This window comes from Sphingobium sp. SG1, from assembly GCF_057063145.1.
The window spans coordinates 313397-329259 of the sequence record NZ_JBVVOJ010000004.1; the positions used below are offsets into that span (position 1 = coordinate 313397).

Sequence of the window (15863 nt, forward strand, 5' to 3'; positions counted from 1 at the left end):
AATGCAACCGGCCGCCCCAGACGGAGCGGCCGCGTGCTGATTGGAAACCGGCTGTGCCCTTATAATTCCTCGGGCCAGTAGAGCCGCATCGGGTTGTCGATCAGCAGCTTGCGCTGCAATTCCACCGTCGGGGCGATGCGCGGGATCATGTCGACCAGATGGCCGTCATCGGGGACCGCATCCTGCATGTTCGGGTGCGGCCAGTCGGTGCCCCACAACACGCGGTCCTGATAGTCGGCGACCAGCGGCGCAACGGCTTCGGCAAAGGCGTTCCACGGATCACCTGTCGGATCGAGCCGATCCGGACAGGTCGCCTTGAACCAGATGTCGTCACGGCTGTCGAGGAAGGCGCGGAACGCCTTCATGTCGGCGCCATCAGGCCCCTGGGTCACGTCCGGACGACCCATATGATCGATCACCAGCGGCACCGGAATCGCGTCCATGAAGGGGCGCAGTTCCTCCAATATGTCGGCCTCGAAATAGATGACGACATGCCAGCCCTTGGGCAGGCGCTTGGCCACTTCGAGGAACTTGTCCTTGGGCGCGTCATCGACCAGGCGCTTGAGGAAATTGAAGCGGATGCCGCGCATCCCGCCCTCATGCAGGGCGGCAAGATCGACTTCGGAAATGGCCGGATCGACCACGGCGACGCCGCGCGCCTTGCCGTTCGATTTGGCGATGGCGTCCAGCGTCGCGGCATTGTCGGTGCCGTGGCAGCTGGCCTGGACGATGACATTGCGGGCGAAACCCAGATGGTCGCGGAGCGCGAACAGCATGTCCGGGCCGGCATCCTCGGGCAGATATTTCGCCTTCGCGCTGAAGGGGAATTGCGCCATCGGACCGAACACATGGCAATGGGCGTCGATCGCGCCGGCCGGCGGGGTGTAGCGCGGTTTGGACGGATTGCCGTGCCAGCTGGTGATGCGGCCAAGTTCGGGGGCGGTCATGCGAAAATCTCTCCATCCATCAGCTTGCGCGCGGTGCGCAGCATGGCGGCGCTGATCACCGCGCCACGCTCGTCCAGTTCCATGACACAGGTTGTCTCGCCGGTCGGATGCTCGACTGAGAGTGTCTTGCGGTCGCCCGAAGGTATCGAGGCGACTTCGGCCGCGGGCGATCCCTTGATCAGGCAGGCGGTGGCGACGCTGACCGCACCGAGCACGCCGATCGAGGCATGAGCGCGATGCGGGATGAAACTGCGCACCGTGACCGCGCCGCCATCGCGCGGCGGGGCGACCAGCATCATCTTGGGCACGGACTTTTCCTTGACGTCGCCCAGGTTCATCCGTTCGCCGACGGCGAGGCGGATCGCCTCGATCCGGGCTTTGAGCGCTACGTCCTTGTCCAGCGTGTCGCGGTCCTCATAGCCGGTGATGCCGACATCCTGCGCCTTCATGACGACGCAGGGCATGCCATTGTCGATTAGGGTGACGCGCACGCCCTCGACCTCGTCAAAGGCATTGCCGGTCGGCAGCAGCGCGCCGCAGGAGGAGCCGGCGGTGTCGCGAAACTCCAGCGGGATCGGCGCGGCGCTGCCGGGCACGCCGTCGATTTTCGCCTCGCCATCATAGCGGACTTTGCCGCCCGGTGTCTGCACCGTGGCGATCGCGATCTGCCCGGTATTTTCCATGAAGATGGCCACGCGGGTCTCGCCGTCCTGCGGGGCGACGAGGCCACGCTCGATCGCGAAGGGGCCGATGCCAGCGAGGATATTGCCGCAATTCTGCGCGTTGCTGACGATCGCCTGATCGACGAAAACCTGGAGGAAGAGATAGTCGACATCGACGCCCTCCCGATCGGATTTCCTGACGACCGCGACCTTGCTGGTCAGCGGATCGGCACCGCCCATGCCATCGATCTGACGCGGGTCGGGCGATCCCATGGCTCGCAGCAGGAAGGCGTCGCGCGCGGCACTGTCGGACGGCAGGTCTTCCGAAAGGAAATAGCCGCCCTTGGACGTGCCGCCGCGCATCCACATCACGCGGGCGCTGGTCTGGCCGTCAGACATATTTCAGGCCCATTTCCTGCAGGCGCGGGCGCATATTGTAGATGTCGAGGCCCAGTTCCCCGGCGGCCAGGCGGATGCGCTTGGCTTCCTCGGCGGCTTCGCGGGCCTGCGCCTTTTCCAGCACGGCGGCGGCGTCGGCGCGCGGCACGATGCACACGCCATCATCGTCGGCGATGATCACGTCGCCCGGATTGACCAGCGCATTGGCGCACACGACCGGGATATTGACCGATCCCAGCGTGCCCTTGATCGTGCCCTGGGCGTGGACCGCCTTGGACCAGACCGGGAAGTTCATCTGCTTGAGGTCGCGGACGTCGCGCACGCCCGCGTCGATGATGAGGCCACGGCAGCCGCGTGCCTGGGCGGAGGTGGCGAGCAGGTCGCCGAAATAGCCGTCGGTGCAGGGGCTGGTCGGGGCGAGCAGCAATATGTCGCCTTCCTTCAACTGTTCGATCGCGACATGGACCATCCAGTTGTCGCCCGGCGGGGCGGAGATCGTCACCGCGCTGCCGGCGATGCGGGCGCCCGGATAGATGGGGCGCATATAGGGGGCGAGCAGGCCCTTGCGACCTTGCGCTTCATGGACGGTGGCGACGCCCGCCTTGGCGAGGCCATCGATGACGGCGGGGTCCGCCCGTTCGATATTCTGGACGACAATGCCGGACATCAAGCCTTCTCCTAGCGCATAAGTTGACAGCGATGTGGACAGGTGCAGCGCGATGCTCAAATCCGAACTGGAACCAGTGCATAAATTTTTGCTAAGTGTTGGACATGAACCCCGACCAGTTCAATATCCGTCATCTGGCCGCGATGGCGGCCGTGGTGGAGCTTGGCAGCGTCAGCCTGGCGGCGCGCGCGGTGAACCTGACCCAGCCGGCGGTGACCCAGGGGATCGCCAAGCTGGAGGCGCAACTGGGCCTGCCGTTGTTCGCGCGCCAGCCCGGCGGCATGGTCGCGCTGGAACCGGCGGAGCGGCTGAAGCCGCGGATCGATGCGGCGCTGCGGCTGATCGGCAGCAACCGGGTGACGGCGGCGCAGGTGCGCGCCTTCGTCGCCCTGGCGCGCGGCGGCAGCTATGCCGCGGCGGCGGTGGCGACCGGCGTGGCCGAACCCTCGCTGCATCGGGCGGTCGGCGATCTGGGGCTGGCGCTGGGACAAAGGCTGGTCGACCGGCGCGGGCGCGGCGTGATGCTGACCAGGGCCGGGACGGTGCTGGCACAGCGGCTGCGGCTGGCGCTGGCGGAATTGCGGCAGGGGCTGGAGGATCTGGCCGACCTGCGCGGGCAGGAGGGCGGGCGCATCCTGGTCGGCGCCATGCCGCTGTCGCGGGCGCGCCTGATCCCCGATGCGATCGCCCGGTTCCGCACCGATTTTCCGCTGGTCGACATCAGCGTCCATGAAGGATCGCATGCCGAACTGGTCGGCCCGCTGCGCGATGGCGAAATCGACATGATGGTCGGTGCGCTGCGCGATCCCGCCATGGCGCTGGACCTGACGCAACGGCCCTTGTTCGAGGATCGGCCGACCATCCTAGCGCGGCGTGGCCATGCGCTGGCGGCGGGCTGGGACGCCGATGCGCTGCGCCGCTATCCCTGGATATTGCCGCCGGAGGGCACGCCGCTGCGGCAATTGTGGCAGGCGATGTTCGCGGCGCTCGGCGGCGATCTGCCGGCGGTGCCGATCGAATGCGGATCGGTGATGACGATCCGGCAATTGCTGGTCGGCGGCGAGTATCTGACCTTGCTGTCGCACGATCAGCTGGCGCTGGAGCTGGAGGCGGGGCTGCTGATCGATATCGGCCCGGCACCCGGCGCGATCAGCCGGACCATCGGCCTCACCACGCGGGCCGACTGGCGCCCGACCCGGTTGCAGCAGCAGTTCATGGCCGCGATCGATCAGGCTGCTGTACATATGAATTCGTAAAATCTTATACTGATCCAGCGGATTCGATTGGCGGCGTCAGACATGATCCGTCATCCAACCCGACATGGAGCAGGAAATCGGTCTGATCGGATTTGGCGAGGCGGGGTCCACCTTTGCGATGGCGGGGGACTGGATCGACGCGGCCCGCGTCTATGATATCCAGACCGATGCCGGCGCCACCCGCGATGCGATGCTGGCGCGCTGTGCCAGGGCCGGCGTCCGGGCCGTGCCGACGCTGGCTGATGCCGTCGCGCCCGTCACCTTCATCCTGTCGCTCGTTACCGCCGACCAGGCGCTCGCCGTGGCGCAGGCCGCCGCCGCCCATATCGCGCCCGGCGCCCTCTATTGCGATCTCAACAGCGTCGCGCCGCAGACCAAGCAGGCGGCGGCCCGCGCTATCGAGGCGGCCGGTGGCCATTATGTCGATGTTGCCGTCATGGCGCCGGTCGATCCGGCCCGGCTGAACGTGCCGCTGCTGGTCAGCGGGGCCCATGCCGATGCGGCGCGGGCAGGGCTGGCCCGGCTGGGCTTCACCAATATCCGCGTCGTCGGGGAGGCCGTCGGCCGGGCGTCTTCGATCAAGATGATCCGGTCGGTGATGGTCAAGGGGCTGGAGGCGCTGACCGCCGAATGCATGCTGGCGGCTGATGCGGCGGGCGTGCTGGACGAGGTGATCGGATCGCTCGACGCCAGCGAGAAGCCGCGGCCCTGGGACATCCGCGCCGACTATAATCTCGACCGCATGATGGTCCATGGGCTGCGCCGCGCGGCCGAGATGGCGGAGGTGGTCAAGACGCTCGATGGCCTTGGCACCGGTTCCGCGATGACGCGCGGTACGGTCGAGCGCCAGCAGGCGATCGGCACGCTGGGCATCAAGACGCCGCCCGAAGGGCTGGGCGCCAAGATCGACAGCATCATCCAAGCAAAAGCGGAACAGACAGGAAAGGCCGACGCGGCATGACCATGATTATCGACTGCCACGGCCATTATACCGTGCTGCCCAAGGGGCATGACGCCTGGCGCGAGGAGCAGAAGGCGGCATTCAAGGCGGGCGTGCCGGCCCCCGCCTATCCCGACATCAGCGATGCCGAAATCCGCGAGACGATCGAGGCGAACCAGTTGCGCCTGATCAAGGAACGTGGCGCCGACCTCACCATCTTCTCGCCGCGCGCTTCGGCCATGGCCCCCCATGTCGGCGACGCGGCGGTGGCGAAGGAGTGGGCGATGCGCTGCAACGACCTGATCGCGCGCGTCGTCGGCCTGTTCCCCGAAAGTTTCGTCGGCGTGTGCATGCTGCCCCAGTCGCCCAAGGCGGACATGGCCAACAGCATTGCCGAGCTGGAACGCTGCGTCGACATGGGCTTCATCGGCTGCAACCTCAATCCCGATCCGGGCGGCGGCCATTTCCAGCATCCGCCGCTGACGGACAAATATTGGTATCCCTTCTACGAGAAGATGGTCGAGTTGGACGTGCCGGCGATGATCCATGTGTCGGGCAGCTGCAATCCGGCGATGCACGCGACCGGCGGCTATTATATCGCGGCCGACACGATCGCCTTCATGCAGTTGCTGGAAGGCGACCTGTTCAGGGATTTCCCGACCCTCAAGTTCATCATCCCGCATGGCGGCGGCGCGGTGCCCTATCATTGGGGACGCTATCGCGGTCTGGCCGACATGCTGAAGAAGCCCGACCTGTCGACCCATCTGATGAACAACATCTTCTTCGACACCTGCGTCTATCATCAGCCCGGCGTCGACCTGCTGGCCGATGTGATCGACAACAAGAATATCCTGTTCGGGTCGGAAATGGTCGGCGCGGTGCGCGGCATTGATCCCACCACCGGCCATTATTTCGACGATACCAAGCGCTATGTCGATGCGCTGGACATCAGCGAGGGCGAGCGTGCCGCGATCTTCGAGGGCAATGCCCGCCGGGTCTTCCCCCGGCTCGACGCGCAATTGAAGGCGCGCGGCCTGTAACCCTATCCCCGCGGAGGGGCGCGTTCATCCCCCGGTCCTTTGTTGGAAGGAAGGGCCGGGGGATGGATGCCAAGAGAGGATGAGATGAGCATCGATATCCACGAATATCTTGCCGAGTTCGACGATATCCCCGGCACCCGCGTCTATACGGCGGCGCGGGCGCGTCAGGGCTATTGGATGAACCAGTTCGCGATGAGCCTGATGAAGGCGGAAAACCGCGTGCGCTGGCTGGCCGGCGAGCGCGCCTATATCGACGAATGGCCGATGACCGAGGCGCAGAAACAGGCGATCCTGGACCGCGACTATAATCGTTGCCTGGACCTGGGCGGGAACATCTATTTCCTCGCCAAGGTATTCTCGACCGACGGCCTCAGCTTCCTGCAGGCGGTCGGCACCATGACCGGGATGAGCCCGGAAGACTATCAGGCGATGATGATCGCCGGCGGCCGCTCGCCTCAGGGTGTCCGCTCCATCAAGGAGAAACGCTGATGGCCCGCATCACGGCCGGCGTCGCCACCAGCCATGTGCCCGCCATCGGCGCTGCCATGGATCTGGGCAAGACCGCCGAGCCTTATTGGCAACCGCTGTTCGCCGGCTATGACTGGTCGCGGCAATGGATCGCGCAGGAAAAGCCCGATGTCGTGATCCTGGTCTATAATGACCATGCCTCCGCCTTCGACATGAAGATCATCCCGACCTTCGCAATCGGCTGTGGCGAACGCTACAAGCCGGCCGACGAGGGCTGGGGGCCGCGCCCCGTGCCCGACGTGATCGGCGAGCCGGACCTGGCCTGGCACATCGCCCAGAGCCTGATCCTCGACGAATTCGACATGACCATCATCAACGAAATGGATGTCGACCATGGCCTGACCGTGCCGTTGAGCCTGATGTTCGGCCAGCCCGACGCCTGGCCGTGCCGGGTGATCCCGGTCGCGGTCAATGTCGTCACCTATCCGCCGCCGTCGGGCAATCGCTGCTGGCGACTGGGCGAGGCGATCGCCCGCGCGGTTGAGAGCTTCCCCGAGGATCTCAACGTGCAGATCTGGGGCACGGGCGGCATGAGCCACCAGCTTCAGGGGCCGCGCGCCGGACTCATCAATGCCGAGTGGGACAATCGTTTCCTCGACCTGATGAGCCAGAGCGACGATGGCGAGGCGCTGCGCGCGATCGAGCATATCGAATATCTGCGCGAGACCGGGTCCGAAGGGATCGAGATGGTCATGTGGCTGATCATGCGCGGCGCGCTGGGCGACAAGGTCCGGCCGCTGCACCGCCATTATCATGTTCCCGCTTCCAACACTGCGGTCGGGCACCTGGTGCTCGAACCAACGGACTGAATTTCGGTTCGCACTCGTGCCTCCCCTCCCTTCCAGGGAGGGGCCGGGGGTGGGTGCGAGCGTAGCGAGCCTCCTTCGGAGGCACCCACCCTTGAATAGAGACAGGTGTCTCTATTCACCCCCCCCCTGGAAGGGAGGGGCTTTAGATGGAGAAAATTCCATGCGTATTGCCCTCGCCGGTGCCGGCGCCTTTGGCGAAAAGCATCTTGATGGCCTCAAGAATATCGACGGCGTCACCGTCACCTCGATCATCGGCCGCGAACTGGAGGCGACGAAGAAGGTCGCCGAGAAATATGGCATCGGCCATGTGACCACCGACCTCAACGAGACGCTGGCGCGTGACGATGTCGATGCGGTGATCCTGTGTACGCCGACCCAGATGCACGCGGAACAGGCGATCGCCTGCATGAATGCGGGCAAGCATGTCGAGGTGGAAATCCCGCTCGCCGACAGCTGGGCCGATGCGCAGGCGGTGCTCGCCAAGCAGCAGGAAACCGGTCTTGTCTGCATGGTCGGCCATACCCGCCGCTTCAACCCGTCGCACCAGTTCGTCCACAACCGCATCCAGGCGGGCGAATTCAACGTCCAGCAGATGGACGTGCAGACCTATTTCTTCCGCCGCAAGAACATCAATGCCAAGGGCGAGCCGCGGTCGTGGACCGACCATCTTCTGTGGCATCATGCCGCGCATACGGTCGACCTGTTCGCCTATCAGGCCGGCAAGATCGTCGCCGCCCATGCGATGCAGGGGCCGATCCATCCGGAACTGGGCATCGCCATGGACATGTCGATCCAATTGAAGAGCGAGACCGGCGCCATCTGCACCCTGTCGCTCAGCTTCAACAATGACGGGCCGCTTGGCACCTTCTTCCGCTATATCGGCGACACCGACACCTATATCGCCCGCTACGACGATCTGGTGAACGGCAAGGAAGAGCCGATCGATCTGGCCGGGGTCGCCATCTCGAACAATGGCATCGAGTTGCAGGACCGCGAGTTCATTAGCGCGATCCGTGAGGGCCGCGAGCCCAACAGCTCGGTCGCCAAGGTGTTCGACTGCTATCGCGTGCTGGGCGAACTGGAAACGCAGCTCGCCGGCTGATTCCGATCCCTTCGGGGTCGCAAGGGGGGGCGTGGATGGCGACCGGCCGTCCACGCCTCTTTGTTTTTGACAAGGTACAGTGATGCTGGCGCATCAGCACCTTGCAATGCTCAAGCGCCGCGCGGGCCTGGTGTTACCGATCGATCAGCGGATGGCGCAGGTGCAGGTCGTCGAGCAGCGTCTCGATCACCGATATCTCGCCCGCCGTGCCGCTCGGCGTGAAGGCCCAGTTGCAATGGGGATGGGTGGCGCGGCTGTAGATTCGGACCGGACCGATCGCCTTGCGCCAATGATGCTTGCTCTTGCCATGGGCGATCACCAGCCGCGCGATCATCATGTCGATCAGCCGGTCAGACGTCATCGTCCCACCCTTCGATCCCGTCCGCATCGCGATTGCCCGACCAGCTTACCGGGCTGTCCAGATAGGCTTCCAGCTCGCGCCAGTGCCGGTCCCAGCCGGGGCCGCGCCGCGCTTCGGGCACCTGCCGTTCCACCAGCCAGCGGGCGCGGGCCACGGGATTGCCCGCCGGGGCGCGCAGCCGGTCGAGGATGGCGCGGATGCTCTGCTGATCGTCGGTCATGATGACCGCCTGATAGGCGGCGACTTTCCGTCGTTCAAGCGAGCATCCGCGCTGCCCCTGCTTATTGTTCCGCCGACAGCGTAACCGGCCCGATCAGGCCCGACGGACGCAGCGGCGCATCGGGGCGATAGGTGGGGGCGGCGGTGAAGGTGATCTTCTGTGCGCCGGGCTGCTGGTCGCCGATCAGGCGATTGACCCACAGGTTCGCGACCTTCACCTCGATCGCGTTGCGGCCGGGCTTGACCAGTCTGCCGACGTCCAGCCGATAGGGGGCGAACCAGCTTGTGCCCGCGACCTTGCCATTGACCCGCACCTCCGCGACGTCACCGATGCTGCCGAGATCAAGCCACAGCGGTGCGCCGGCTTTTTTGGCGCCCTTGGGCAGGGTAAAGCTGCTGGCATAGGTCGCCTCGCCCGAGAAATAGCGCACACCCGGATCGCTGCTCTTGTCGAGCGCCGTCAGTGTGGGCATCGCAATCTCGGCCGGCGCGCCGCGCCCCGGCTGGAAGCGCACGGTCCAGGGCTGCGACAGGGTAGCAACCTGCTTCACCGCCGCCGGCGCGATCGTCCGGCTGGGGGCCTCCGCCGGCTTGCGGAACAGGATGAAGAAGGCATCCTCCGGCCCGACATCGAGCGGGACGATCGTGTCGCTGCCCTCGGTCCGGTAGGATAGCGGCGCGGCGCTGCCGTCGATCGCGCGCCAGATTTCCGGCTGGCGGCCGGTGACGCGGAAACGCGCCTCGACATGCTCGGCCTGCGCCTTGCCATTGGTCACATAATAAAGGTCGCCATCGGGCAGGGCACGGTGGAGGAAGCGATAGGCGCTGGCATCGCCGCTGCCGGTCACGCGGAAATCGGCGCCGATGCCCGTGCCGGCGAGCGCGGCGTCGACATCGGCGCTGGCGATCACTTTGCCCTTGCCGACCGGCTGGCCGCTCCATAGCTTCGCCACCAGCGCGCGGAAGGCGGCGGGATCATCCTGCAGGCCGGGCGCGCGGTCGGGCGCGGTGCCGATCAATGTCGCGCCCCCCTCGACCAGCGTGGCGATGCGCTGCAAGGTGGCAAGCGTCATCACCTTGCTCGATCCGCCCAGATACAGCGCCTTGTAACGCGCCTTGCCGGCGATCAGGTCGCCATTCTGCACCGACGCCTTGGTCGCCAAAATCTCGGCATTGACGAAGTCATAGGCATAATCGCTGGGCAGGTCGGCCGGCACGCCATGCTCGAACAGCGCGGTGATCGGCGCATCCTCGCCATAGAAATAGGCGATGTCGGCATGGTCGCGGCCCTGCTGCAACAGGAAGCCGGTGCGCGCCATATAGTCGACCCAGGGTTTGGCCATATTGGCCCAGCTTTCGTGGCGGTTGAAATATTGGCCGAAGATCATGAGGCTGAGGCCGGGCACCTTGTCATCCACCGGCTGGTGGACGGAGGTGTGGACGATCGGCCGGTTGACGCCGGATACGAATTCCAGATCGATCACGCGCTTGAGGTCCGCCGGGGCAAAGGCCCAGGGGGCGAAGGCCGACGTCATGCTTTCGGCCGACACGATATTCTGGCCATAGATATGGGCCACCGACGCCGCGCCCTTCATGTCGCCGATCAGCGTCGGGCGCGGCGCGCTGCCGCGGTTGAAGGTCCACATCGCCGCCATCGGCACATCGGTATGCGCGCGCATGGCAAGGTCGTCGCCCAGCACCGGCCGGCCATTTTCCAGCGCCTCGCCATAGACGGTCAGGCCATGCTCATGCGCGACCTTGGCCACCGTGCCATAATGGGCGTCGGCCAGCAGGTCGGCCAGGGTCTGGCGATAATCATGCAGGAAGGCGTCGCTGCGCGCGGCCGATCCCACCACCGCGCCGGTCAGGGCCGGCAGGAAGGGGACGGGATCATATCCGCGCCGCGCCTTGAACTCCTCCACCATGCGCGGCGTCCAGTTGGACGCGCCCACCTCGATACTGTCGGTCAGCAGCGCGCTGATGCCCTTCTTGCCGATCCAGTCGGCTCCGACCGCATCGCGATACATGGCGAGATAGGTTTCGAGATAGCGGCGCACGGCGGCCGCATCATATTTGTCGACCTCCAGCCCGGTGGCTTCGGGCGTGGCGGGATGGTTGGTCTTGCCGGTCAGCGACCAGCCCATGCGGACGATGCGCCAGCGCGTACCCCTGGGCGCGGTCCAGTCGAGCGTGCCGTCGGGGCGCAGCCGGTCGGTCAGGTCGATGACCCTGGCCGGATCGATCGCCGGCGCATCGGCCGGACCCATGTTCAGGCGGTTATAATCGGATGCGATGGCATAGCCGGCCTTCGCTTCAAACTGGTCGATCCGCGCCTCGGTCGACAGGCGCAGGTCGCCAATGCCCAGCGTCGGGCTGGCCGGGCGACCGAATACGTCGATCATCACCGCGCCGGGTGCGCCATCGCCCAGGCCCGGCGACTTGGCGGCGTCATTGGGCGACAGGACCAGTCGGAAGCGCTGCGCCGTGACCGGCGCGAAGCTGGTGGTGGAGGCGACTTCGGTCAGCGAGAAGCGACCGAGCGGCTGCCAGCCCTGCGCCGTCTCCGCCTCGATCGTCGGGCGATAGGCGGGGTCACCGAAGGGCGGCCGGGCATGGGGCACGAACAGGCTGGCCGACCGCACCGTGACCGGCTTGCCATAATCAAGGATCAGCATGCCGGGATGCGCTTCATCGCCCTTGGCCATCTGCGCCACGGTTTCCAGATCGCTATCGCCCAGTGCGGCTGCGCCCGCGACCGGCTGGCCATCGGCATCAAGGATACGCGGCGTCGGCAAGGGCGCCGCTGCGATCGGATAGGCCAGCACCCGCGCCTCGCCATAGGCGCGCGGCTGGTCCGGTATCTCCGCGTCGCCCGCCAGCGGGTCGCTGAACTTCGCGCTCTGGAAGGCGCCAGTCACATTGGACGGGGCGGGCAGGGCGCCCTTGAACCGCTGGCCGCCCTCGACCTCGACTTCAGACCAGACCAGTTTCTTCATCGCGTCCTGCGGCTTGACCCAGGGGCCGCCGGTCTCGCTCCAGCCCGGCGAGGCGGCGATGGCGAATTCCAGCCCCTTGGCATCGGCGGTCTGGACGGCGTGGCGGAACGCATCCTTCCAGCCATCGGTCATGTAGACCAGCCGTTCCTTGACGATCTGCGGTGTCTGCAGATTGGCGTCGAAATTCTGCACCCCGCCAATGCCGATCCGCGCCAGCCAGTCGAGATCCTTGTCGATCCCGTCCTTGGTCACATTGCCGTTCAGCCAGTGCCACCACACGCGCGGCCGGGCCGACTGGGGCGGATTGTTGAAGCCGTCGGCCAGATCGTCGGCCTGGGCCGGCATGGCAAGCACGGTGCCGGCCAGCAGCATGGCGAGACGCAGGGAACGGAATGTCATCGGGGCGATCCTCATGTCAGATGATTGGGGCGGATGACAGCATCCGTCGCAGCGCCAGGCTGGCGACCAGCGCACCGAGCGCGCCGCCATAGGCAATCTTGATGGCCAGTGCGGCGCTCCAGCCGATCGGCGCCAGGCCACCGGTCGCGAGTGCAAGCAACCCGCCCAGCGCGGCGCCGGCCAGCGCAAAGCCGGCGGCGCGCAGCAGGATCGGACGCAGGGCGCCACCCACCCGTCTGCGCGCGATCAGCGCCGGGACGAGCGCGCTCATGAGCGCAACGGCAATGCTCTGCGGCACGAAATCCAGCGCCAGTCGATCGGGCGTCGCCCAGGCCAGCAGGCGCGGCTGAGTGCCGAACACAGCGAGGAAGAAGGCCAGGCTCAACGCGCCATTGATGCCGACGCTGATCGCCGCCTCCCGCCGGATCGAGACGGTGCCGGTCATTGTCCCGCCTTCGTAAGCAGGCCGCGCATGTCCATCCAGCTCAGAAATTGCGGCAGCAGGCCCATGGTCGTCGTGCCCGGCTTGCCCATGCCGAACCCATGATCGCCGCGCTCATAGGCGTGGAGTTCGACCGGCACATGCGCCCGGCGCCAGCTTTCGACCAGCGCATAGGAGGGATTGGGGAACAGGCTGTCGTCATTGGCGATCGCCGCGAACATCGGCGGCGCGTCGGCGGGGACATTGCGCGGCAGCATCGGGCCATAGACATAGCCGATGAAGGACGGGCGATCCGCGCCCTTGCCCTCCAGCGTGGCGTTCATGACGGTCATGGCGCCGGCGGAAAAGCCGATCATGCCGACCCTGTTCGGATCTACGCCCCATTTGCTCGAGTTTGCGCGGACCAGTTTGAGTGCAGCGAGTGCATCCAGTGTGGCGCGGGGCTCGCTGATCGTTGGCGGGACGTTGGGATCGCGCAGCGAATCCGCCATGCGCTTGCCCATATAGGCGGATGCCTCGGCGGTGTCGGCCGGGGTCTGGTTCAGCCGATATTTGAGGACGAAGGCAGCGACGCCATGATCGGCCAGCCAGCGCGCGACATTCCAGCCCTCATGATCCATCGCCAGCAGCATGAAGGCGCCGCCGGGCGCGACGATCACCGCCGCGCCGGTCGCCTTCGCCGGATCGGGCAGGACCGGCGTAATGGTCGGCACGGTGACGTTGCGCACGGCGAGGTCGTCGCCGAAACGCACCCAATTCTCGGCCGATCCCTTGGGCGCCTTCAGATCAGGATAGAGCGGGATGGCATCGGGTTCGGCCGGCGCCGTGGCGGGCACCGGCGTCGGCATCTGCGCGATGGCGGGCGAGGCCAGCAGCAGCGACAGCAGGACAAGGCGCTTCATGGCGATCCTCCCCCGTCAGAGCGCGTTGCGGCGGGCGATCGCGCCATAGACGGCGGCGCTGGGCTTGGCCGTGCGGGCGAAGGTCACCGGATCGACGCTGTGCAGGCCGAATTTGGGCTTGTAGCCGAAGATCCACTCGAAATTGTCGAGCAGCGACCAGTGGCAATAGCCCAGCACCGGCACGCCATCGTCGATCGCGGCCTTGAGCCCCGCCAGCGCTTCGGGAATGAACTTCGCGCGAACCGCATCATCGTCGCTGCCCACGCCATGTTCGGACACCAGGATCGGCACGCCGGTCGCTTCATGGGCAAAGCGGACCGCGCCGCCGAGCGAGGGCGCCCAGACTTCGGTGCCGGACCAGTTGACGGCCGATCCCTTGGGCGCGGGCAGGCGGCCCTTGTCGCCCCACAGGGCGCGCTCGTAATTCTGGACGCCGATGAAATCGTCGCCCTTCGCAATCTCCAGCCAGTTGCCGTAAAGCTGCTTGCGCATGGCGTCGCGCACCGAATGGGCGCCGACCGCCTGATCGTCCATCAGCGCCAGCGAGAAACCGACCGGCAGGTCGGAGCGCACTGCCTTGATCGCGGCCTTGCCCGCCTTGTGCGCGGCTTCGAGGCCGGTCTGGAGCGCGGGCAGATCATCGAAGCCGGCGACATTGGCGCAGACATATTTGGGCACGCCCAGCCGCTTCGCCGCGGTTTCCAGCGTCAGTTTCTGGATGTCCCACACCTGCTGGGGCAGCATGGGCTTGAGTAACAGCAGGATATTGGGTTCGTTGAGGGTGATGGCGCTGGCGATGCCCTGGCCCAGCGCGCGCATCGCCTTGTCGCAATAGCGGGCGAAAAGCTGCGTGCTTTCCGGGTTGGTCCAGCCGCCTTGCGCGCTGAACCAGCGCGGCGCGGTGAAATGGCTGAAGGTGACGATCGGGGCCAGGCCGCGGGCATGGCAGCCGTCGATCACCGCCTTGTAATGATCGAGCATCGCCTGGGAGAAGAGGCCCTTTTCCGGCTCGATCCGCGCCCATTCGATGCCGAAGCGATAGGCGTTGAGGCCCATGGCCTTGACCAGGTCGAGGTCGGTTTCCCACAGCGCGAAGCTGTTGCAGGCGTCGCCCGAAGGCTGGGCAAAGACGGTCGGCTGCTGATTTTCCACAAACCACAGGTCGCTGGCGATATTATTGCCCTCGACCTGATGCGGGGCAGTGGCCGCGCCCCAGTAGAAGCCCTTGGGGAAATTGGGGGTGGCGCTCTTGCGTGCGGCAATGGCGGGGGCGGCCATCAGCGCGGCGCCGGTAGCCAGAAGGGTGCGGCGATCCAGCATGTTCCGTCTCTCCTATTGTTGATTGTCAGGCAGTGGTTTCGCGCACGAAGGCGCAGATTTCTTGCGACAGCCGCCGATCGGCGGTGCCCAGATGCATGGCCATGGAATAATGATTATGGCCCGACTGGATGAAGGCGCGGGGCATGGCGCCATGGCGCGCCAGCCGGTCCTGCAACAGGCTCAGAAACTCGGCCTGGAAGCGGGGCGGGTCGAACTCGGCGCAGGCGATCAGCAGCGGCAGGTCGGTCGAAGCAATGGCTTCCAGCGGCATGCGGTTCGGGTAGAGCGAAGCCTCGCCATAATAGAGCATGTCGCGCGGATCGAGCGGGGTATAGCCGTAAAGACCCGACAGCAGCACGGCAGCGCGCACGGCGTCCGATCCGGCGAGTTTCAGATAGCCCGCGACATGGACGGCGCCGGCCGACGTGCCCATCAGGACGATGCGATCGGGGGCCCCGCCATGCGCGGCGGCATGATCCTTGAGCCAGCCGACGACGGCCGCGACATCCTGTGCCCCGGCGGGCCAGCCATGGTCGGGGGCAAGGCGATAGTTGATGACGACGCCCAGGAACCCGGCCTCAGCCGCCATCCGACCGACATTGGCATTGGGCCAGGCGTCGGCACTGCCCTTGTCGCCTTTCAGGAAACCGCCGCCATGGACGAAGACCAGAATGGGGGCAGGGGCATCGCCCTTGGGGGCATAGAGGTCGAGGCGGTGGCGGGCATCCGGGCCATAGGCGATGTCCGCCTGCGACACCGGAACCGCCGCCGCCAGGACCGCCTGCTCGGCATCGAACAGCGCCCGGCACTGGCCGAGTATGTCCGGTCCCAGATCGGTGCCCAGTGCGGCGATGGCGTCCCTGATCGGCTTCAT

16 protein-coding genes are annotated in these 15863 nt (G+C 66.2%); 6 read left to right on the top strand and 10 right to left on the bottom strand.

Annotated elements, in window-relative coordinates; translation table 11 throughout:
* Positions 1–59: 59 nt before the first annotated feature.
* From AC0KVN_RS12080 to ligK, 3 genes are read right to left on the bottom strand one after another with little or no spacing between them, the layout of a single operon-like run.
* Positions 60–947, bottom strand: coding sequence for an amidohydrolase family protein (locus tag AC0KVN_RS12080; protein ID WP_435567076.1), 888 nt, complete (start codon positions 945–947; stop codon positions 60–62).
* Positions 944–2008 carry a 4-oxalomesaconate tautomerase gene (locus AC0KVN_RS12085; RefSeq protein ID WP_483656123.1) on the bottom strand — a complete coding sequence of 355 codons (1065 nt, stop codon included), beginning with the start codon at positions 2006–2008 and terminating at the stop codon, positions 944–946. Before AC0KVN_RS12085 ends, AC0KVN_RS12080 begins: the two co-directional genes overlap by 4 nt.
* On the bottom strand, positions 2001–2675 hold the full coding sequence (gene ligK, locus AC0KVN_RS12090) for a 4-carboxy-4-hydroxy-2-oxoadipate aldolase/oxaloacetate decarboxylase (protein WP_435567078.1): 675 nt from the start codon (positions 2673–2675) through the stop codon (positions 2001–2003). Before ligK ends, AC0KVN_RS12085 begins: the two co-directional genes overlap by 8 nt.
* Positions 2676–2779: 104 nt before the next feature.
* On the opposite strand from ligK, the gene AC0KVN_RS12095 reads away from it, so the two are divergent.
* The 6 genes from AC0KVN_RS12095 (at position 2780) to AC0KVN_RS12120 (ending at position 8350) form a co-directional block, all read left to right on the top strand.
* Positions 2780–3931, top strand: coding sequence for a LysR substrate-binding domain-containing protein (locus AC0KVN_RS12095; protein ID WP_435567079.1), 1152 nt, complete (start codon positions 2780–2782; stop codon positions 3929–3931).
* Between the two features lie 64 nt (positions 3932–3995).
* The gene (locus AC0KVN_RS12100) at positions 3996–4892 is read left to right on the top strand and encodes an NAD(P)-dependent oxidoreductase (RefSeq protein WP_435567080.1); all 897 of its coding nucleotides are present in this window, start codon (positions 3996–3998) and stop codon (positions 4890–4892) included.
* Positions 4889–5911 carry an amidohydrolase family protein gene (locus AC0KVN_RS12105; protein ID WP_136188089.1) on the top strand — a complete coding sequence of 341 codons (1023 nt, stop codon included), beginning with the start codon at positions 4889–4891 and terminating at the stop codon, positions 5909–5911. The genes AC0KVN_RS12100 and AC0KVN_RS12105 overlap by 4 nt, the downstream gene beginning before the upstream one ends.
* Before the next feature lie 84 nt (positions 5912–5995).
* Positions 5996–6400 (top strand): protocatechuate 4,5-dioxygenase subunit alpha, encoded by a 405-nt coding sequence (gene ligA / locus AC0KVN_RS12110; protein ID WP_004208430.1) that lies wholly within the window; start codon positions 5996–5998, stop codon positions 6398–6400.
* On the top strand, positions 6400–7248 hold the full coding sequence (locus AC0KVN_RS12115; RefSeq protein WP_122928328.1) for a class III extradiol dioxygenase subunit beta: 849 nt from the start codon (positions 6400–6402) through the stop codon (positions 7246–7248). Before ligA ends, AC0KVN_RS12115 begins: the two co-directional genes overlap by 1 nt.
* Before the next feature lie 160 nt (positions 7249–7408).
* Complete coding sequence (locus AC0KVN_RS12120; RefSeq protein WP_097384488.1) at positions 7409–8350, top strand: Gfo/Idh/MocA family oxidoreductase; 942 nt, start codon at positions 7409–7411, stop codon at positions 8348–8350.
* A gap of 133 nt (positions 8351–8483) precedes the next feature.
* On the opposite strand, the gene AC0KVN_RS12125 is transcribed toward AC0KVN_RS12120, so the two are convergent.
* The 7 genes from AC0KVN_RS12125 to AC0KVN_RS12155 all read right to left on the bottom strand — a co-directional run bounded on the left by AC0KVN_RS12125 (position 8484) and on the right by AC0KVN_RS12155 (position 15863).
* Entirely contained in the window at positions 8484–8711 is a 228-nt protein-coding gene (locus tag AC0KVN_RS12125) for a hypothetical protein (RefSeq protein ID WP_010338905.1), read from the bottom strand.
* Positions 8701–8931 carry a hypothetical protein gene (locus AC0KVN_RS12130; protein ID WP_004208426.1) on the bottom strand — a complete coding sequence of 77 codons (231 nt, stop codon included), beginning with the start codon at positions 8929–8931 and terminating at the stop codon, positions 8701–8703. Before AC0KVN_RS12130 ends, AC0KVN_RS12125 begins: the two co-directional genes overlap by 11 nt.
* Positions 8932–8992: 61 nt before the next feature.
* Positions 8993–12325 (bottom strand): glycosyl hydrolase, encoded by a 3333-nt coding sequence (locus AC0KVN_RS12135; RefSeq protein ID WP_435567081.1) that lies wholly within the window; start codon positions 12323–12325, stop codon positions 8993–8995.
* 16 nt (positions 12326–12341) lie between these two features.
* Positions 12342–12770, bottom strand: a complete 429-nt coding sequence (locus AC0KVN_RS12140; protein WP_435567082.1) for a hypothetical protein — start codon at positions 12768–12770, stop codon at positions 12342–12344.
* A complete protein-coding gene (locus AC0KVN_RS12145) occupies positions 12767–13669 on the bottom strand; it encodes an alpha/beta hydrolase (RefSeq protein WP_435567083.1) in 903 nt (300 codons plus the stop codon). Before AC0KVN_RS12145 ends, AC0KVN_RS12140 begins: the two co-directional genes overlap by 4 nt.
* Positions 13670–13684: 15 nt before the next feature.
* Positions 13685–14989, bottom strand: coding sequence for a family 1 glycosylhydrolase (locus AC0KVN_RS12150; protein WP_435567084.1), 1305 nt, complete (start codon positions 14987–14989; stop codon positions 13685–13687).
* 25 nt (positions 14990–15014) lie between these two features.
* Entirely contained in the window at positions 15015–15863 is an 849-nt protein-coding gene (locus AC0KVN_RS12155; protein WP_435567085.1) for an alpha/beta hydrolase, read from the bottom strand.